We start from the raw sequence: 18,935 nt of genomic DNA on the forward strand, positions 1-18,935 counted from the left end.
CATACGGCAATCCGCGATGAAACCTTGTACTAGGTCCGAGGTATGGTAGAGTGCCTACAGTAGTATCGCATGACTGAACAGCCCGTGCCCTCCTCGCATTCCTCCGAACGACCGCATCCTACAGCCTTAGACCCACATGAATCCGGACGACGCTTCGGCATCCGTGACGGAATGTTCCAAGCCGTCGCCCAAGGAGGCGGTGAACACTATCTTTCAGCCTTCGCCCTTCTCTTTTCCGCAACAGCATTTCAATTAAGTATCCTCTCGGCAATTCCTCAGCTTCTCGGCACCTGGGCGCAGCTGATTTCCGTCAAAGTCTTGCACTGGTTCCCAAGCCAGGCCTCCCAAGTCTACTGGGGCATTATCGGCCAATCCGTGGCCTGGATTCCCATCCTCGTATTACCCTTACTCTGGCCGGAACATGGGCCATGGCTTCTTATTACAGGCGTTGCCGTGTATTTCACTTGCACTCATTTCACCTCCCCTGCCTGGAACAGTCTCATTACCGAATTACTGGACCCCAATGAGCGGGGAGCGTACTTCGCCAAACGATCTCGAGTGGTTGCCATCACCAGCCTTCTGGTGCTCTGTTCAGCAGGGGCCTTGCTAAGCCTCTTTGAAAAACACGACCTACTATGGATAGGCTTCACAATCATCTTTCTGACGGCAGGACTCTGTCGGAGCGCCTCGGCCCTGCTGCTCCGAACAATCACCGTGTTCCCTCAACATACCCCCAGTAGTACGCCAACAGGTTTTCTGAGTTTTCTTCGCACCGGTGTCTCCAATGACTTTCTCCATTTTTTACTCTTTTCAGGGTGCATGCACGCCGCAGTGCTGATCGCCGGTCCGTTCTTCGTCCTCTACCTCATTCAGGATCTCCATCTAGCCCATTGGCAATATGGGACCTGGCTCGCGGCAGGCATTCTGGGGCAATTTCTGACTTTGCCAGGTTGGGGACAGTTCGGTGATCGTTTCGGCAATAAAGCGTTGCTCACTTTTACCGGACTCCTCGTTGCCTTCCTTCCAATGCTTTATCTATTCAGCAATGCCTGGTTCTTTCTTGTCACCGTCAATTTCTTCGGAGGGGTGGTCTGGGCAGGATTAGGACTTGGATTGAACAACTACGTCTATGATGCGGTACATCAAGCGGACCGTGCCAAGGCAGTCGCCATCTCAAGTATCGTCAACGCCATCGGGTGGGCCATGGGAACCGTAGTGGGAAGCCTCTTGATCAAGACAGTACCGAATAGGCTTTATCTTGGAACCTTCACGCTAGAACCCGTCTCCAATATTCCGTTTATCTTCTTTCTCTCCGGTCTGCTCCGCCTGATCGTTTCAGCAACGCTCCTCCGGACGTTTCACGAGCCTCGCCAAGTAGAACAACGTGCCCACAGCCGACTGCTGTGGGAACTACCGTTCTTGAAACCGTTCCGACAATTCTCGCGTCGTCCGAGCGGTCTCAATCAGTAAGAAACAGCCTCGGAACCAACAGCGCGATTCTTCTCTTCTTGTTTGAGGCGTTCAAACGATTTATCGGCGTTACTCTTGACCTGTTCCGGTGTCATTGTCGGTGCTGGCTTGAGTGACTCCGTCGCGCAGCCGGTCGCGCTTGCGACTCCAATCCCAATTGCAACCGCTACTACCCAATACCTGCCTTTTACCCTCTTCATGATTGTTGGGAGCATCCTCATCCTCCTTGACCATGATCTACGATCTACCCATCATCATACCACCTCTCTTCACTGAATACTGTTGAGAATCCGGCTCGTTGACTCACTCGACCAAGGCAGGTATGCTCCGCACCACATACGATTTCACCACAAAGAGGCTCCTCATGTCGCTCTATGACCGCCTAACCGAAGACCTGAAGTTCGCCATGAAATCGCGCGATCAGCTCCGCATGGATGTGATCCGGATGATCAAAGCTGCGGTGTTGAATAAGGAGGTCGAACTGAAACGCGATCTTGATGACGCAGAGATGAGTCGAGTCATGACCACGCTCGTCAAGCAACGTAGAGAGTCGATTGAACAGTTTGAGAAGGCGCAGCGTCAGGAATTGGCTGCCAAGGAGCGCCAAGAAATCGAGATCATTGAATCCTACCTTCCAAAACCGCTTTCACCGGAAGAGCTTGAGACCATCGTCACATCAGTCATTGCCGATACAGGATCTCGCTCGATAAAAGACCTGGGAGCGGCGATGAAGGCCGTCATGGCACGCCTTGGGGGACAGACTGTCGACGGCAAACTTGTCAGCGAACTCGTGAAGCGCAAGCTCTCCTGACCCATCACGCAAGTGGTTTGATATACTGATCACATCCTATCTCAACTTCAGTTTCATCAGGTTTCAGCCGTAGAGTAAGAGCTATGGCCATTCTCATCGTCGATGACTCAACGGATCACTATACACTCCTCCGATCCATCCTGACCAAGGCAGGCCACGATCAAATCCTCGGCGCAGAGTCAGCCCAGACAGCCTTTTCAATGTTGAATCTGGATGGGACACAGTCGGCAACCGACGTCGACTTGATCTTGATGGATGTGCTCATGCCGGAAATCGACGGGGTGCAGGCTTGCCGACGAATCAAACAACAGGCTCATCTTCACGACATTCCAATCATCATGGTCACGGCCAAGAACGACCTTGAGAACCTGCATGAAGCCTTTGCTGCAGGAGCCATGGACTATATCAACAAGCCCGTCAAAAGCGTCGAGCTCCTCGCCCGAGTGGCCTCCGCTATCACACTGAAGAAGGAAATGGACTGCCGCAAGTTGCGTGAATCGGAGCTCCGCCGCACGAACGAAGAGCTGCAGCAGGCCTTACGGGAAGTCAAAGTGCTACGCGGCTTGATTCCCATCTGTGCCTCATGCAAAAAAATTCGTAACGATGGAGGGTTCTGGCAGCAAATTGAAGAGTATATCGGTGAACACTCAGAAGCCGAGTTCAGCCATGGCATCTGTCAACCTTGCCTCAAAAAGCTTTATCCTGGTGTTTACCAAGACTAGCTGTTAGGATTCTTTCAGTTCGCATTTTTCTCAGTACCAGAGCACCTATGAGCATCCTCCTCATTGATGATTCGCCGGATGATCGTCTCCTGCTTCAGGCCATCTTATCTGCGGCAGGCTATGAGCATATCATTGCCACTGACTGCGCCGCTGCCGCCTTCAAACAGCTCGGGCTGGATGGGGGGAAGCAAGGCCTCGCACGTGTTGATCTTATTCTCATGGATATGCTGATGCCGCAAATGAACGGCATTGAAGCCTGCCGCCAGATCAAGGCGGTCGACCGTTTCCGCGACACTCCGGTCATCATGGTGACCGTGAAGACGGATCCGGTTGATCTTCAACTAGCATTTGCCGCAGGGGCGATGGACTATGTCGCCAAACCGATCAATAAAATCGAGCTCCTCACGCGAGTCCGTTCGGTACTCCGACTCGTTCACGAGATCGACCGCCGCCGCGCACGAGAGCACGAGCTCCTTGAGGTCATGCGCCAACTTCAGGAAGCGAATCAAATGTTGCTTCGGCTCTCCTGCTTGGACGGGTTGACTGGCATCACCAACCGACGCCAATTCGATGATTTCCTGGATCAGGAGTGGCGAAGAGCGTTGCGTGAATCAACCCCACTTTCTCTGATCATGTTCGATATCGATCGATTCAAAGCCTACAACGATTCCAAAGGACATACCGCTGGGGACGAATGTCTGAAGCAAGTCTGCGCGGCTATTTCCAGTGCCGTGAATCGTCCCGGCGATTTGGTCGCTCGCTACGGCGGAGATGAGTTCGTCACGGTACTCCCCGGCACCGGGATTGACGGTGCGGCACAGGTTGCGGAGAGCCTTCGCCGCCGCGTTGAGGCCCTCGGCATTCAACAAACCGATGGGGAGCCCGTGACCATCAGCGTCGGGTACGCCTGTGTGGTCCCAAGCAGACACTCTTCGCCTACCGATCTTGTGAAGGCTGCAGACCAGGCGCTCTATCAAGCCAAACAGGAAGGACGAAATAGAGCCAGGTCGGCCAGCATTTTGTCGTTGGTCCAAGATTCACCGAGCACGTAGCCGACGATTGGCTCGTAATGTGTCGCCCCACTGCGATCAGGATTACCTGACAGCGGCGGTCGAATTGATCGTGTCTCTCGAACAGACGAATACGGCGACCAGCGGGGCCTCCCTATTCCCTGAAGTATTTATGGGCTCATGTCACGACATCCACGGGTAGCATCTTCTAAACGGGTTTTGAGATCGACCAAGCCCCCTCGCCCTACTCAGACCACTTCCAAACACGCCATCGCCTCACGGAGATCTACAAATCCCAGCTCGTCGCAGCCGATACCGAAACGCAATACAACGGCTGTTCTAAAACAGTACCAGGACACGTTCCAAAAACTGGCACAAAGTGAGGCCTTGAGCAGTGGTGACCTGGTCCAAGCGTTCCGGGCGATTTCTTACACCTGTTCTAAGCTGCTTCGAGTCAAGCGCACGAGTACCTGGCTGCTTTCTGAAGACCAGAGTGAACTCATATTTCTGGACCTGTCTGACCCGAAACAAGGACACTCTAATCCAGGACTGATCCTCAAATACAGCGACTGTCCTGCTTATCTTCGCTCACTACGCCGTGAACGTCGCGCCATCGCGATAGAGCTGGCCTCGCAGGATCCACGAACCCGCGACCTGGCTCAGGTCTACTTCGCTCGATTTAAGATTCAATCCACACTCAGTGCACCAATCAGGCGGAAGGGGAAGCTGGTCGGAGTACTCTGCGCTGAATCTGTAGGGAAACCTCGACAGTGGAGTCAACAAGACGTCTACCTCTGCTGCATGCTCGCGACTCTGGCAACGCTCGCCCTCGAAGCAACCGAACGACACCACGCGGAGCAGGTGCTTCGTGTCGCCAAAGAAGTCGCCGAGGTGGCCAATCGCGCCAAGAGCGAGTTTCTCGCCAGCATGAGTCATGAGATTCGAACTCCAATGAATGCCATCATCGGGATGGCGGACCTCCTCTGGGAGACGCCTCTCACCCCTGATCAACGAAAGTATCTGCGTATTTTCAGACGGGCGGGGGGGACGCTGCTCAACCTGATCAACGATATCCTCGATCTCTCGAAAGTTGAGGCGGGGCATCTCGAATTGGAGACCATTGACTTCGACCTCAATGAGGTACTTGATAAAGCCATCGATATATTGGCCCTGCGAGCCAATGAAAAGGGCCTCGAGCTGACGGCGCATATCGACCGACAGGTTCCGTGTTACTTACTCGGCGACCCAACACGTCTGACACAAATCGTGATGAATCTCATTGGCAATGCCATCAAATTTACCGAGACAGGGAACGTTGAAGTTCGCATCATCAACGACCCAGATCGGACTACCGCCGGTGCGATACGAATTTCTGTCACTGACACAGGCATTGGAATCCCTGCCGATAAACTCACTGCCATTTTTGAAAGTTTCACACAGGCCCAGGCATCAACGACCAGGCAGTATGGCGGAACAGGACTTGGCCTTGCGATTACCAAACGTCTCGTAGAACAAATGCAGGGTCGGATCTGGGCGGAGAGCACCCTAGGAGAAGGCAGTACCTTTCACTGCTCCCTCCGGCTTCAGGTTCAACCACAACCCCTCATTCAGAACACCGCTCCGCGAATCGATCTTACCGGAGTGAAGATCTTCGTCGTGGACGACCATCCTACAAATCGCCAGATCCTTCGTGAAACATTACGCACCTGGGGAGCTCAGGTGACGGATGCCTCAAGCGGGAAGGCTGCCTTAGCCAGACTCCTCGGGACACGAGAGCATCGGCAGGAGTATGACCTTATGCTGCTTGATTGCCGAATGCCCGAGATGAACGGGTTTCAAGTCGTAGAACAGCTCAATCAATCTTCCGATAGAAAAGACCTCACTGTGGTCATGATGACCTCAAACCATTGGGCTGACGATATCGCCCGCACCTACGACCTTGGCCTCGGCGGCTACCTTGTCAAACCGATTCGACGTACAGACCTGCTTCAATCAATCAGTATCGCGCTTAGTCGGAAAAAGGGGATCTCTCCGCCAACGACACCCCCTGAAACGATGAAGACATCGTCGAGTGCTTCAACCAGACCCTTTCAGGTCCTTCTCGTCGAGGATTCACCTGACAACCAACTCTTGATTCGGGCTTATCTGAAGAAGACCGACTATCTTCTGGATGTCGCAGACCATGGTGGCATTGCCGTCGAGAAATTCAAGACCACCCATTACGATCTCATCTTGATGGACATCCAGATGCCCGTGATGGATGGCTATACGGCAACCATGGCGATCCGAACATGGGAACGAGACCACGACCTCCCCTCAACACCAATTATTGCCCTGACGGCACTGGCCTTACGAGAAGAAGGAATTCGCATTCTGGAGGCCGGGTGCAACACCCACGTCACCAAGCCCGTCAAGAAATCGACGTTGCTAGAGATCCTTCATGTCTATAAGGAGCACGCCATCTCATGACACCTCCTGGATCCCAGAACGCTCGCACGCCCATACATGTGGGAATCAGTCGTGACCTTGAAGATATTGTGCCGATCTTCCTCGAAAATAGAAGAAAGGATCTGCAGACGCTTCGCGTCGCGGTGGGAGCCCAAGATTTTGCCACACTTCAAACACTGGGCCACCGCATGAAAGGCGACGGCGGAGGCTATGGGTTTGATGCAATTTCACAAACCGGAGCAAAGTTGGAGAGCGCGGCAAAACGGCAAGACCTCTCCGCCATTGAACACTGTATCGCTGAGCTAGAAGATTTTCTGAATCGAGTCACTGTATTCTATCGATGACAGACCGATCCTATCCTTGCTGACCGTCACTGCAAGTCCCAACCTCTGCAGATCACCATATCCCGCGCATCGGTATCTTGAGTGTAGTCACAGGTATGATGGAGATGCGTACCTCGAAACAAGAAATCTCTTAAAACAACTCTGAAAGGTACTGCTAGAGTCTCGGCCACAGGTTGTGTATAATATCGCCCACGGGAAGCGCGACTCACTATTCCTCCCCGTTCTTCGACCGCAGCAACAAGTCTGTACGATCGTGTGCGGCAAACCCTGCGGGATCCACGAGTCGTGAACCCAACATCCCAAGCGTGGGGGGCTAGCTCAGTTGGGAGAGCACTACGTTCGCAACGTAGGGGTCGGGGGTTCAACTCCCCTGCCCTCCACCAACATTATTTTACCGGTCACCATCCGGTATAACCCTGCGTAGTCGCCAGAGACCTGAGCGGTCGGATAGCGGCTTGCTCCGTCTGATGTCGGGTGCAAGACTATCTGCGCACCCATTAAGTCCCACAAAATGCCCCGCGCTTTATCCACGCTGTGTTGAGTCACAGTGATCAAATTCTTCAAGGCAGTCTTAAACCGCCCAATGGTATCCGGCAGAAAGTCCGTCACACGGTCAGCCTTTGATCGCGAACGCCGCATAGCGGTCTCAAGTCGCTGCTGCTCTCCTTCAAGCTTCATGAGCTCCGCCTTGGTGCTTGTGGTGATAACCCCCTGCTTAATGGCTTCCATCAGGTGAGCAATTTCCTGCTCGATTTGTAGCAAGCGTGCGTTCGAGTTGATGAGCTCTGGTGCCTGGCGGCGGCGACGTTCGGCCAGGAGCCTGGCGACTTATTGTCTGACGACGGCGAACCCTTCCTCGGTGAACAGGTCTTGTTGAATGGCTTCCAGCAGTACCTTCTCGACCAGCAGACGCGAAACCTTGATTGTGTTTTGACAGACCGACAATCCCCGGTACTTCCACTCAGAACAACCATACTCCATCAGGGGTGATTACGATAAATTTTCGCCCGCATATCCCGCAGGTTAGGAGTCCGCTGAGTAGATATTTGGGGCGTCTTCCGGTGTGGGCATTCACATGCGACCCAACCCCTAGCCCGCATTCATAATATAGTATTTTTTCTAAGAAGTATGACATACCTGATTGCTCCTAGTATTGGTTGGCAGGTCGGTGTGAAACCAGTACTATATTTGCGTGGTCGCGTGATGTCTGTTTCGGCTTCACGGATCCTTTTAAGGCGAAAACGATGATTGGCTGGCTTTATGACGGGCTGGACACAGATCAGGTACACCACCTAAAATGCGCCCACTTCAAAGGTAGTGAATGATGGGAATCACAATTGACTCCTCAATTTGTTTAGACGCACCAGTTTGAGCAGGAGCGGAAAGGCAAATGGGCATAGATCGTCTCGCACGTCAGAACCGAGGAAAACAGCTACCGGGATCATTATTAGAGGTGTGATGTCGCTTCATCTCAGAGAGCAATCAGTGAGACCTGAAAATTTCGATATGTAGATCGAAGCTTGGGTTTCATCCTGAAGGTCTTCAATCAATCCACTATCCCAACGAGCATCGATGCATTAACCCTATAATTTTAGGATTAGATTATGCGACAAGCATTGATTCTAATTGTTTGCTGCGCGCTCGCGACAGGTTGCATTGCAACACATCGCTCCAACACTGCATGGCTTGATGAAAAGGTCCATGTTGGACTTCTAGAAGTGCCTCCCTTTTCAGATGCTCTTTACGAGGAGTTTCCCGACTTTGCATTTTCCACGGCCGCCTCATTGGCAGTGAAAGCTGCCGGGGCCGCATTGAAATGGGAAGCAAGTAAGTATGTTCAAGACAGTACAGGTAGACTCGAAGAAGCTAGTCTTGGTAAGCGCATACGCCGTGAAGGTCCAGAAGGCTACGTGCTCTTAAATGAGGTGGGAGGCCCTATCATTCCAGTTGCTTATATTACCGTTCTTCGGTACATAACACCTAAGAGAGATTCTGGAATTCTTGAATCCATGTGGAGAACACTCTTATGGTTTGAACGACCGACGCAATTGGAATCTCTGAATCATGATTTTATTGAGGACGTCGTTCGACGAGTAAGAGGTTACAATGCTGGTGCGATGTATCAAAGAAAATGGGAAACAATCCAGAGCGCTTTTGGACTAGATAAAATACCTGAGAACTCGTTCGTCGGTTTTGTTGCGGTACTTCAGATTACAGCAGCTCCACCTATGATAGGTAAGAAAGATGGTTATTCCAACTATCGCATAGAGCTTCTAGACTATCGGTATTCCTCTCTCAAATCAAAGAATTTGTCATGGATTCGAGTTCCGTTCACTAATTGGGAAGAAACGAAAAGTGTTTTGACAGTATCTCTCCAGGGCCCTAAGGCCGACATGCGTCTCATTGGCAATCAGTATGAGGGAAAGGCGGACTTCGAGGTTCAATGGAATAGAAAATTAAGTAGCGATAACAAACCATCTGAGTGGGTGAATAAAGATGAGCGAGCGCTTGGAAAATCGCTTGCCAGATCGACCCCCATACACACTTATGATTTCCGCAACTTTGGTGTGTCTATTAAACTGTCCGAGGCTGGGTCTCTTAAGGAAGGATTTGAAAGTGCATCAACTAAAATTATAGAGACTGACTTAAAAAAGCTTCTAAAGCAATGATACATAACAATGAGACCTCCTCTCCAACCACGCAATCTGACACTCATCAGAGATCACCTGAAAGGTGCTTTCAGTATTATCAGCAGGGTACAAAAATTGATGACCTGCCCCCAACTGTCAGGCCATTTTTCACGCGGAGCTTACACAGTTCGCTATGCTGCAGTCCGTGATAGAGTAGGCTCGCCAGCACGGCCCGGTCAAGCTTGTCCTTCAAAATTCATCTTGCTGGAGTTGCGAAAACAGTAAATTGGTTCAGTTATGGCCCACACCTCTTTATTTGGTTCTAGAACAGCCACTGATAGGAAATTCCATCTGGCAAACTGTAGTAAGGTTTGAGTCAAAAACACGAAGGTCTATATGGAGTAGCCCCCTTAGTCTTCGACTTAGTAGGCCGGAGGGGCACCTGAATCGTCGGGGCAAAATAATGTTCAACTCCCCTGCCCTCCACCAAATCAGCCAGTCGGTTCATTGACCACGTCTAAGCCGGCCAAAGTCGTCCGGTATTCCCGCTCAACGACTTCCTCTCTTGAGAACCTTCCACGGCCTGGAGATGGTTGTAGCTTGTACAACCATGATTCCTCGATTGGAAGCCTCACATCCTACAAAGCTTTGAGGCGGGCTTGGATATAGTCATTGAGTCTCGCTTGAGATCTGGTGTCCATCGCCAAGGTTTCAATACCACATTCTTCCCCACGCACCCATCGCACCATTCCCTGAGCAACCGACACCCACTGGTTTGTCGGCAGTTTAACCGTAAGCGTGCACATATCCCCCTGCTCTACCGGCAAGGACCCTGAGATACGCCACCCAAGTGAGGACAGGTTGGTGACGGACCCGTAGCCAATCCCATTCCCTCGTTCATACTTTACGAGGCTGAAGACCGGAAAGCGGTAGTGATACCGGAGAGCAAAAGGCATGGGAAAAGACCCTCAACAACACAGGAGCGACTTATTGTAGAGAGGCGCTTGTTCAAGGCGCAAGGCCTGGGAACCAGCCCCCCCCGTTAGAGGGTAGGCCCGTGCTGACTGCACACTTGGCGATCACTGGACTCTAAGTGAGTATGATATGTGCTGACGTTCTGTGGGGGCACTATACCGCGCTGATGATCGCCTCGCCGTCTGGCTTGGCTGCATCGATCACCACTCGACGGCTGTCGACTTGGAGACGACCTTCGGCGAAGAGTTGCACGGCGCGAGGATAGATTTTGTGTTCCTGTAGGAGGATTCTCGCGGCCAGAGTTTCGGAGGTATCAGCATCAAGGATCGGGACCGCTGCTTGGATAATAATCGGTCCTTCGTCCACCCCTTCTGTGACAAAATGCACCGTACAACCCGCCAACTTGCAACCCCAATCGATGGCCTTCTTCTGCACATCCAATCCGGGGAAAGACGGCAACAGCGAGGGGTGAATATTCATCATCCGGTTGGCATAGGCATTGACCAAAACCGCTGTCACAATTTTCATATAACCAGCGAGGAGGACAAGTTCAACATCGTGTTGCTGAAGGATTTCTAGAAGTGCACGATCATACGCTTCTCGACTGTCCGGCCGTCCGGCAAATGGTTTGGGGTCGACGAAAATATCAGTGAGTCCGTGTTTCCGAGCCCGCTCCAGTGCAACGGCCTCTCTTTTATTACTAAGGACGGCAACGATTTGAGCCTGAACTTGCCCCGCCTCGATTGCATCGATAATGGCTTGCAGATTGGAGCCCCGACCGGATGCCAGAACCGCCACACGCAACGGGGTCGTTCGGCTATTCGACATACTCGACCTCCGCTTCCTCCTCAGCGGAAGACAGAATTTCGCCAATCTGCCAGCCTTGGTCTCCCAGTACGGCGGCACGAGCCAACACGCCGGAGACGGCTTCAGGTGGAACGACGAGAATCAACCCGATGCCCATATTGAACACACGGTACATCTCCTCACGTTCAATCTGTCCCAAACGGCTGATCACGTCAAAAATCGGTGGCACCGACCAGGTCGTACGCGTAATCCTCGCCCGTACCCCCTTTGGAAATACGCGTGGAAGATTCTCGGTAATCCCTCCTCCGGTAATATGTGCGATCCCTTTGACCGGAAAGTCCTGGATGAGAGACAGAATCTGCTTCGCGTAGATTCTCGTCGGTGCAAGCAGCACGTCGCCCAGAGGGCGATCAAGTTCAGGCACTCGATCGGCCATCGACAATTTCCCCTGATCGAACAACACCCGGCGCGCCAACGAATAGCCGTTGCTATGTAACCCCGAAGATGCCAACCCAATAACAATATCCCCAGGCCTGATCGTTTTGCCATCGACGATTTTTGACTTTTCGACGACACCTACGGCGAATCCGGCCAGGTCGTACTCCCCATCGGGGTAAAAGGACGGCATCTCGGCGGTTTCTCCCCCGATCAATGCACAACCGGCCTGACGGCAGCCTTCGGCGATACCAGCGACCACTTCTTGAGCCTTCGAGACAGACAACTTCCCGGTCGCAAAGTAGTCCAAAAAGAACAGTGGTTCCGCTCCACTCACAGCGATATCGTTCACACACATCGCAACCAAATCGATGCCCACGGTATCGTGCTTATCCATCATGAAAGCGATCTTGAGTTTGGTCCCAACTCCATCCGTTCCGGAGACGAGGACAGGCTCTTTGTATTTGCTTGCTTGAAGGCCAAAAAGCCCACCGAAACCTCCTAAATCGGTCAGTACTTCTGGGCGAAACGTCGAACGAACAAGCGGCTTGATACGATCGACGAATTCATCACCCGCATCGATATCCACACCAGCATCGCGATAGGTAGTCATAATGAAACCGTCACAAGGTTTACAGAAATTCGAACGGCAGCAGCGACTAGGAGCCGCATCTTATCGGAGGGTACACCAGAGGTCAACGCATGCGCAGGACATGAGCGTCCACGGTTCTTTCACGAGGACAACCACCGATCGGTCACACGATTCGCCACGGAGCTACAATGATCTTCCTTACCCTTCCGGCCGCATCTCCACATCCAATAGCTTGATCTTTCGGTGAAGATGGCTCCGTTCGATCTTGAGATCATCAGCCGTGCGGGAGATATTCCAATGGTGTTCTCGCAATTTTCGGCTGATGTACTCTTTTTCAAAGGCGTTCCGGGCATCACGGAGCGAGTCGTAGGACTTACTCAGAAGCGGAGTTGCCGAAGATGTGTTCGTTGGGACAACTCCGGTGGTTCGTCCCTGTAATGAGAGCGTGGCCTGTGCGGCTTCAATCGTAAATCCCGGCACCATGATCATGAGCCGCTCGATCAAATTCCGAAGTTCCCGGATATTCCCTGGCCAATCGTATTGCTGGAAGACGCCCATCGCTTCCGGAGAGACATCCTTCATCCGCAGACCTTGTTCTTCGGCATGCAACCTCATAAAGTGTTGGACGAGCGCCGGAATATCTTCCCGCCGCTCTCGCAATGGCGGGACCACAATTGGGACCACATTGAGGCGGTAGTACAAATCCTCTCGAAATTGCCCCTTACCAATTTCCTTTTCTAAGTCCTTATTGGATGCCGCCAACACCCGCACGTCCACCTTCATCAACTTCGTTCCACCAACACGCGTAAACTGTTGCTCTTGCAGAGCTCGCAAGACTTTGGCTTGCGTACTGAGGCTCATGTCACCGATTTCATCGAGAAAGAGCGTGCCGCCGTTCGCCTGTTCGAATTGTCCCCGTTTCATGGAGATGGCACCCGTGAAGGACCCCTTCTCGTGGCCGAACAGCTCGCTCTCGATTAATGTCTCAGGAATGGCGGCGCAATTCACCGCCACAAAGGGATGATCCACTCGCGGACTATGGAGATGGATCGCTCTGGCGACGAGCTCCTTTCCGGTTCCGTTCTCTCCCCCGATCAAAACCCGACTATTCGTGGGACCGGCTGTTGCGATGAGCTCTCGTAGCCGTTGCATCACCGGAGATTGTCCGACCAGCTCAAATTTCCGCTCGACCTTACTCCGTAAGGCCCGATTCTCCTGAGCCAAGCGATACTGTTCCAACGCTTGTTTCACGCGAAACGTGACGTTTTCCAGCGACAGCGGCTTCTCAATATAGTCATAGGCTCCCAGCTTAATCGCCTTCACCGCCGTTTCGATGGACCCATGACCAGAGATCATCATCACCTGGGTAGTCGGCACAAACTCCTTCACCCGCCGCAGAGTTTCCAGACCATCCATCTCCGGCATCCAAATATCCAGGATCATAAGGTCCGGAGGATCCGTTCCATAGATCTTCAGCGCTTCAAGCCCGTTGGCTGCAACAGCAACCTCATATCCTTCATCTTCAAGAATACTTCGTAGAGACGTGCGAATGGCCTCCTCATCATCTACGATCAAAATCGATGCTGACATTTACCCCTCCAAGAACATCGACAATCGGTCGGCGACCGTTCCTCGTTTCGGCTGTCGTAGAACCCCTCACACATCTTGTTACACTGGGAGATCGAATTTAAACACGGCGCCTCTCGGCTGATTGTTGCCAACCTGAATCTGCCCTTCGTGATCAGTGATGATTCGGCGAACGATCGCCAATCCCAATCCGGTTCCCGTTTTTTTGCGAGTAAAATAGGGCACAAACAGCTTGTCATGATCTTCCGGCGCGATGCCTGGGCCTTCGTCCGCAACAGCAACCACCGCACGTCTGCGCTTGGTGTCGTATCGCGTGCCGACCCACAGTCTCCCCCGTTGGTTCATGGCTTGAACAGCATTGTCAAACAGATTGACGAACACCCGCCGCAGCTGTTCGCGATCAAAGTTGATGGGCGGCAACGTGTCATCCAACTCGATGACGAACTGAATATCTTTCTGCGCCTCACGATACAGCGTCACGACATCGCGAAGCACGTCGTGCAGGGACTGCCGAGTCATTTGTGGCGCGGGGAGACGGGCAAATTTTGAAAACTCATCCAACATATGTTTGAGACTGCCGACCTCGTTGATGATGACGTTCGTGGCATCATCAAAGACTCGGTCGAGATCGGGAGATTTCTCGAAGAACTTCTTGCGCAACCGCTGGGCCGACAATTGGATCGGCGTGAGTGGATTCTTAATCTCATGCGCGACCCGCTTGGCTACCTCCTGCCAAGCCGCAACTTTCTGCGCCTTGATCAACTCCGTCAGATCTTCAAACACCAACACAAATCCAAGATCTTTGTTGGCTTCATCCCGCATTCGAGAACCTTTTAAGCCGATCGTGAGTAACTTGCCCTGGCTATCCAACTGGCCCTCTAAATCAAAGTCATCGCGCTCATCGCTCAACATACGGACATAGGCCGTCTGAAACAAGTCCAGACCGAACTCCTTGAAGACATCGTTGGCCGGGCGCCCTCGCAACTGATCCCCGGCGAGGCCCAAGATGCGCTCAGCCGAGGGATTAAAGGTGGTAATCACCCCATTCCGATCGATCGACAAGAGGCCGGCGGCAATCGTATCAACCACCGTTTCAATGTAGGCGCGGCGGCGATCCAGCTCGACGTTGGTATGACGCAGCGTCAAGTTGGTCTCCTCCAACTTGGACTTACTCCCCTGAAGATCTTGGGTCATGCGATTGAACGACGCAATCAAGGTCCCGATTTCATCCGTCGCTTTAGCATCGATTTGTACGGTCAGATCCCCATGGGCCACCGCCTCGGTGGCCTCCGCCAAGCGTTGAATCGGCACGGTGATACCACGGGCCACATAAAATCCGAACCACGTGGCACTGAAGAGAATCAAAACCGTCACCACCGCCACAAACAGATAGGCCCCGGCCTTGATCGGATTTTTCATCGCCTTGATCTGTTTATATTCCGTATATTGTCGACCGATCCCCTCCATCTTGGTCAACAACGACTCGGGAACGTAGGTTTCGACGACCACGACACCTTCGATCTCGCCACGCCGGCTCGCGGAAACCACCGGAATCGCCGCGCGAACCAATCTCCCGGTTTTCGCCTCCTGAACCGAGGTAAACTCCTGCTTGCCGTTAATGACTTGTAAGACCAATTGACTGATCGGCAAATCCAAGACTCCGAGTGGAACGTCGGCATCCAAGGCTTTGGTCAGGGTCTCCATCCGATTTGAAAACACCTCGATCCCCGCTACCCCGTATTCCATACGCTTTCTCGCCATGGCCGCAATCAAAAGATCCCGCTGGACCGGCGTCAGCAAATCCTCCCGAAACAATTCCTGGGAGATCGCCCGGGCACTGTTCACAGCCAGTGCGACATGCCCCGCATGCTGCATCCGAGCCACCTCATAGGAGTCTTTCATCACCTTTTCGATCTGTTCGCTGAACCAGACCTCGACGGCTTTGTTCACCAATCCGCTCGCCACGATGGCCAACAAGACGGTTGGAATCAGTGAAAACCCGATAAACGCCGCAATCAGTTTCGTGCGGAACCCGGCGCCAACCAGCCGATGCCGGCGCTCGAAATAGGCTTTGATCAAATTCCGGGACAGCAGGAGGACCAGGACTACAAAACCGATCAGGTCCAGATTGACCAAGAGCAGAACCAGCGCGTAGCTGGTCGTCGGAAGGAACGAGCCCGTCTCTTCGCTCCCCGGAGCGACCACCTGCGAGTAATACAGCGTCAGGGCAACGCAAGGGATCAGGAGGATGAGAACGATCCACACCGGACGGAGATGGCGTGGTTTCGGGTCAAATTTCCGTGAATGGTCGGGCAAGGACCGATGCATACTCCGACTGAACACGATGGGTTGAACTTCGTCGACTTCTCCCGATGCTCGTCGAAATGTCCCGTTCGGATGATTCGGCTCAGGCATGCACGTGTCCTCGGGCACCCTCAAGACGGACTAACAGGTTTGGGTATCACTATAGCCGACATACCGAGCAGTCTCAAAGCCTACCGCACAACTAGCAGTGTCCGTAAACCGAGTCAGACAACAAACCGTAAGAAGGGAGACTACTTCGGCGAAGCGAGCGTGACATACTTCATACGAAGGGCATAGAGCATGTCGCGCAGGACCGTCTGTTCGTCAGAGGTCAGATTGCCCTTGGTCTTGTCTTCCAAGACGGACAAGAGATCGATGATTTCCTTGGCCTGCGGCAAATTCACGGACATCGCCGGCTGCTGAGGATCGAACTGTTCTCCCATCAGCATGAGAGACGACGAGCCGAGCGAGATGACGAAAGACGAGAATGTAACAGGGGGTGCTGGAGCCGATTGGGAGGATTCAGTCGTCGTGGGGGCAGCTGTCGGTTGAGATTCGTGAGTGGTCGAAACAGCCGCAGAAGCAACCTCCGCGCCTCCGCTCGCCCGCCGATCGCGAATCACAAACCCTTGTTCCTGTTCTGCCATGGGACTCCTACCTCCACCATAAATGGTGGGGTACCCTACCATAGGGGCTTATCGGTCGCAAGCCAGGAACCATATTGGATAGATGGTCTTACGACGTGACGATACATCGTCCTAACATGACCAATAAGGATTGGATGATCTTAACGAGATCAAGGAGCAGGTCAGAGTAATTCGACGAGGTGAAACAGGCTACGCACAGAAGTAGCGGTCATGGGATAGGAACCTCGACATAACTGCCTGGCACGGCTGACTCAATGGCCGTTGCCACGAGATCCACCGCTCGTTCAATGCGCGGCCAACTGGTTGTCGTCAGCACAACGATTGCGATTGTGCGACCCGTGAGATTCTGCTGATATCGGAGATTCTGGTAGGTCGTGACCAGAACAGAAAAACCTCTCGCTTCGGATTGTTGCAGTAGTTCACCGTTTTTGAGATTACCCCAACCCCATTCAAAGGTTGTCGCGACCTGATGGGTGACAAGATACTTGCGAAGAGGGATTGGAGTACCCTGGTCGAAAGAACACGCACTTAGGCCGCTTCTAGAGAGCGGGCCAGGTGCTCAAACACGGCGCGGACTTGCGCAAGCGTGACGCCAGGAAACAAGGCAATAAAATCCGAGACTTGTGCCCCATCTTCAAGGTTCTGGAAAAGGGCGGTCACAGGCACACGCGTGCCGCGAAACACCCAGGCGCCACTCACACGTTCAGGGTCATGCTCAACGGCTGGACAAGAGGACCAATCAATCACAGAGTAATTCTATGACCGACCATGAAGACGATTCAATTCAATTGTACGGGCCGGAATTGAGGTCGCACCTTGCTCTAGGCAATCTGACCTGCCGTTGCCTGCTTCAGGGATGCACAATACAAGATCCGACCTCATAGGCAATTTTCCTGTACCTCAGCCCTGCCATCTCATTTCGCGTGCAGGCACGATTCAAGAGCCAACTCCGTACTACTTTTCTCGAACGTACAATCTCTATAGCATCACGCAGTCGCCAGCGTCATGGGCTTGTTAGGCATCACCACGCCTTTGCGTAGTATCGCTTGAGCCACGCGCAAAGCCCAGGCAACCCTGGAAAGAGTGTCCGTTCAGAGATGTTGTTCTGATCCAGCATCGCACGTATCTCTGGCTTGACGGCTGCAGCTATGACGATCCGATGAACCAACGCTGCATGTTGTGCGCTATAGTCCGCGAGGAAACTATTCTGGGACCCGGTCGCGCTGTTCATGATAGTCAGCATCCCCGATTGATTGGCAATCCGATCATCGAGGGACGGAGGTTCCCACAGTAACATGAGCCGTGTGCTAGGTTGCTGAGGTTCGTACGAGGCATCCAAAGCATCGAGGTCTCGAAACTGCGATTCGAGGAGCCGCGTATCGTAGACCCACGCGACACGATCAAGTGTTCGTGTTGATTGATGGTGTTCTCGGTTAATTGCTCTAAGCGCGCCGGCGTGCAGACACCAAATCACGCCGTCCTCCAACTTTCTGGTTTCATCGCCACAGGCGAAATGCGCCGCCACAAACGGTGAAGCGCACCAGTCCAAGCACCTTGTGGGAAGACCGTTGTGCTGAGCGACAGCCAGTACATACCACTCGGATTTGTCGTCGAACGTCCCGGCCTTCGCATACTTCCTAAAACTTCGAATGAGTGAGCGCTCAACAGTCTTGCTATTGGAAGGAATGAATCCCGGTAATCTAACAATACTGGTTTCAAGAGGCCATTTGGCGCTGTCGGCGCCACGAAAGACGTACGGCGACCGCAAGTGGCCACCTTCATCCTCCCGGACCGGAATGATCTCACGCGAGTGCAATTCGCCTACAAGTTCAGCCCATGAATTGACAATTGTCTCAGTACCAGGAAGTCTCATCGTATGCTCCTAATAGCTTGCGACGGAAGTCGACAGATGCGATGCTTCCCTGATGCCTAACCGATCAGTATAAGAGCCTGAGCTGTCACCGTCTATCACACAGTTACGGTTCGTAAACCATATGGCATAATTTCGCCAGGCAGACTGCGTACACTAGACAGCCATCAATGAAGGATCTGCCAACAGATCATCGTCATTTTGGCTTCACGATACTCTAACAACTCCTAAACTGTTCGAATGTCAGAACTGCTTTCACTCATCATAGCATCATCATCCGTTA

16 protein-coding genes and 1 tRNA gene are annotated in these 18,935 nt (G+C 52.8%); 8 read left to right on the forward strand and 9 right to left on the reverse strand.

Annotation, left to right across the window (positions count from 1 at the left end; translation table 11 throughout):
• Positions 1-69 precede the first annotated feature (69 nt).
• Entirely contained in the window at positions 70-1,470 is a 1,401-nt protein-coding gene (locus COMA1_RS14790; RefSeq protein ID WP_090749900.1) for an MFS transporter, read from the forward strand.
• On the opposite strand, the gene COMA1_RS14795 is transcribed toward COMA1_RS14790, so the two are convergent.
• Entirely contained in the window at positions 1,464-1,685 is a 222-nt protein-coding gene (locus tag COMA1_RS14795; RefSeq protein ID WP_090749902.1) for a hypothetical protein, read from the reverse strand. The two genes, COMA1_RS14790 and COMA1_RS14795, sit on opposite strands and share 7 nt — an antisense overlap.
• Positions 1,686-1,834: 149 nt before the next feature.
• On the opposite strand from COMA1_RS14795, the gene COMA1_RS14800 reads away from it, so the two are divergent.
• The 7 genes from COMA1_RS14800 to COMA1_RS14830 all read left to right on the forward strand — a co-directional run bounded on the left by COMA1_RS14800 (position 1,835) and on the right by COMA1_RS14830 (position 9,474).
• Entirely contained in the window at positions 1,835-2,281 is a 447-nt protein-coding gene (locus COMA1_RS14800; RefSeq protein ID WP_090749903.1) for a GatB/YqeY domain-containing protein, read from the forward strand.
• An 83-nt stretch (positions 2,282-2,364) separates the two neighbouring features.
• Entirely contained in the window at positions 2,365-3,003 is a 639-nt protein-coding gene (locus tag COMA1_RS14805; protein ID WP_090749905.1) for a response regulator, read from the forward strand.
• A 47-nt stretch (positions 3,004-3,050) separates the two neighbouring features.
• Positions 3,051-4,055, forward strand: a complete 1,005-nt coding sequence (locus COMA1_RS14810; RefSeq protein ID WP_090749907.1) for a GGDEF domain-containing response regulator — start codon at positions 3,051-3,053, stop codon at positions 4,053-4,055.
• 345 nt (positions 4,056-4,400) lie between these two features.
• A complete protein-coding gene (locus COMA1_RS14815; protein WP_176698090.1) occupies positions 4,401-6,482 on the forward strand; it encodes a response regulator in 2,082 nt (693 codons plus the stop codon).
• Positions 6,479-6,805 carry an Hpt domain-containing protein gene (locus tag COMA1_RS14820; protein WP_090749911.1) on the forward strand — a complete coding sequence of 109 codons (327 nt, stop codon included), beginning with the start codon at positions 6,479-6,481 and terminating at the stop codon, positions 6,803-6,805. The genes COMA1_RS14815 and COMA1_RS14820 overlap by 4 nt, the downstream gene beginning before the upstream one ends.
• A 307-nt stretch (positions 6,806-7,112) precedes the next feature.
• A tRNA-Ala gene (locus tag COMA1_RS14825) sits at positions 7,113-7,188 on the forward strand.
• Between the two features lie 1,221 nt (positions 7,189-8,409).
• Positions 8,410-9,474: a hypothetical protein gene (locus tag COMA1_RS14830; RefSeq protein WP_090749913.1), complete on the forward strand. Its 1,065-nt coding sequence runs from the start codon at positions 8,410-8,412 to the stop codon at positions 9,472-9,474.
• Positions 9,475-10,073: 599 nt separating this feature from the next.
• Here COMA1_RS14830 and COMA1_RS14835 read toward each other — a convergent pair.
• The 8 genes from COMA1_RS14835 to COMA1_RS14875 form a co-directional block, all read right to left on the reverse strand.
• Positions 10,074-10,391 (reverse strand): PilZ domain-containing protein, encoded by a 318-nt coding sequence (locus COMA1_RS14835; protein WP_090749916.1) that lies wholly within the window; start codon positions 10,389-10,391, stop codon positions 10,074-10,076.
• Positions 10,392-10,563: 172 nt separating this feature from the next.
• Positions 10,564-11,238 carry a phosphoribosylglycinamide formyltransferase gene (gene purN / locus COMA1_RS14840; protein ID WP_090749918.1) on the reverse strand — a complete coding sequence of 225 codons (675 nt, stop codon included), beginning with the start codon at positions 11,236-11,238 and terminating at the stop codon, positions 10,564-10,566.
• Positions 11,228-12,265 carry a phosphoribosylformylglycinamidine cyclo-ligase gene (purM, locus tag COMA1_RS14845; protein WP_090749920.1) on the reverse strand — a complete coding sequence of 346 codons (1,038 nt, stop codon included), beginning with the start codon at positions 12,263-12,265 and terminating at the stop codon, positions 11,228-11,230. The genes purN and purM overlap by 11 nt, the downstream gene beginning before the upstream one ends.
• Before the next feature lie 177 nt (positions 12,266-12,442).
• Positions 12,443-13,834 (reverse strand): sigma-54-dependent transcriptional regulator, encoded by a 1,392-nt coding sequence (locus tag COMA1_RS14850; protein WP_090749922.1) that lies wholly within the window; start codon positions 13,832-13,834, stop codon positions 12,443-12,445.
• A gap of 78 nt (positions 13,835-13,912) precedes the next feature.
• Entirely contained in the window at positions 13,913-16,246 is a 2,334-nt protein-coding gene (locus tag COMA1_RS14855) for a sensor histidine kinase (RefSeq protein ID WP_090749924.1), read from the reverse strand.
• Positions 16,247-16,386: 140 nt separating this feature from the next.
• A complete protein-coding gene (locus tag COMA1_RS14860; protein ID WP_090749926.1) occupies positions 16,387-16,782 on the reverse strand; it encodes a DUF1844 domain-containing protein in 396 nt (131 codons plus the stop codon).
• 528 nt (positions 16,783-17,310) lie between these two features.
• Positions 17,311-17,529: a DUF433 domain-containing protein gene (locus COMA1_RS14870; RefSeq protein ID WP_090749930.1), complete on the reverse strand. Its 219-nt coding sequence runs from the start codon at positions 17,527-17,529 to the stop codon at positions 17,311-17,313.
• 274 nt (positions 17,530-17,803) lie between these two features.
• Positions 17,804-18,655 (reverse strand): FRG domain-containing protein, encoded by an 852-nt coding sequence (locus COMA1_RS14875; RefSeq protein WP_090749933.1) that lies wholly within the window; start codon positions 18,653-18,655, stop codon positions 17,804-17,806.
• Between the last annotated feature and the right edge of the window lie 280 nt (positions 18,656-18,935).

The sequence above is a fragment of the Candidatus Nitrospira nitrosa genome (assembly GCF_001458735.1).
In the GTDB taxonomy this organism is placed as follows: domain Bacteria; phylum Nitrospirota; class Nitrospiria; order Nitrospirales; family Nitrospiraceae; genus Nitrospira_D; species Nitrospira_D nitrosa.

Bases quoted from the DNA above. Each gene is read 5' to 3' on its own strand.
- COMA1_RS14790 (WP_090749900.1), top strand. From the start codon at position 70: ATGACTGAACAGCCCGTGCCCTCCTCGCATTCCTCCGAACGACCGCAT.
- COMA1_RS14795 (WP_090749902.1), bottom strand. From the start codon at position 1,685: ATGCTCCCAACAATCATGAAGAGGGTAAAAGGCAGGTATTGGGTAGTA.
- COMA1_RS14800 (WP_090749903.1), top strand. From the start codon at position 1,835: ATGTCGCTCTATGACCGCCTAACCGAAGACCTGAAGTTCGCCATGAAA.
- COMA1_RS14805 (WP_090749905.1), top strand. From the start codon at position 2,365: ATGGCCATTCTCATCGTCGATGACTCAACGGATCACTATACACTCCTC.
- COMA1_RS14810 (WP_090749907.1), top strand. From the start codon at position 3,051: ATGAGCATCCTCCTCATTGATGATTCGCCGGATGATCGTCTCCTGCTT.
- COMA1_RS14820 (WP_090749911.1), top strand. From the start codon at position 6,479: ATGACACCTCCTGGATCCCAGAACGCTCGCACGCCCATACATGTGGGA.
- COMA1_RS14830 (WP_090749913.1), top strand. From the start codon at position 8,410: ATGCGACAAGCATTGATTCTAATTGTTTGCTGCGCGCTCGCGACAGGT.
- COMA1_RS14835 (WP_090749916.1), bottom strand. From the start codon at position 10,391: ATGCCTTTTGCTCTCCGGTATCACTACCGCTTTCCGGTCTTCAGCCTC.
- purN (WP_090749918.1), bottom strand. From the start codon at position 11,238: ATGTCGAATAGCCGAACGACCCCGTTGCGTGTGGCGGTTCTGGCATCC.
- purM (WP_090749920.1), bottom strand. From the start codon at position 12,265: ATGACTACCTATCGCGATGCTGGTGTGGATATCGATGCGGGTGATGAA.
- COMA1_RS14850 (WP_090749922.1), bottom strand. From the start codon at position 13,834: ATGTCAGCATCGATTTTGATCGTAGATGATGAGGAGGCCATTCGCACG.
- COMA1_RS14855 (WP_090749924.1), bottom strand. From the start codon at position 16,246: ATGCCTGAGCCGAATCATCCGAACGGGACATTTCGACGAGCATCGGGA.
- COMA1_RS14860 (WP_090749926.1), bottom strand. From the start codon at position 16,782: ATGGCAGAACAGGAACAAGGGTTTGTGATTCGCGATCGGCGGGCGAGC.
- COMA1_RS14875 (WP_090749933.1), bottom strand. From the start codon at position 18,655: ATGAGACTTCCTGGTACTGAGACAATTGTCAATTCATGGGCTGAACTT.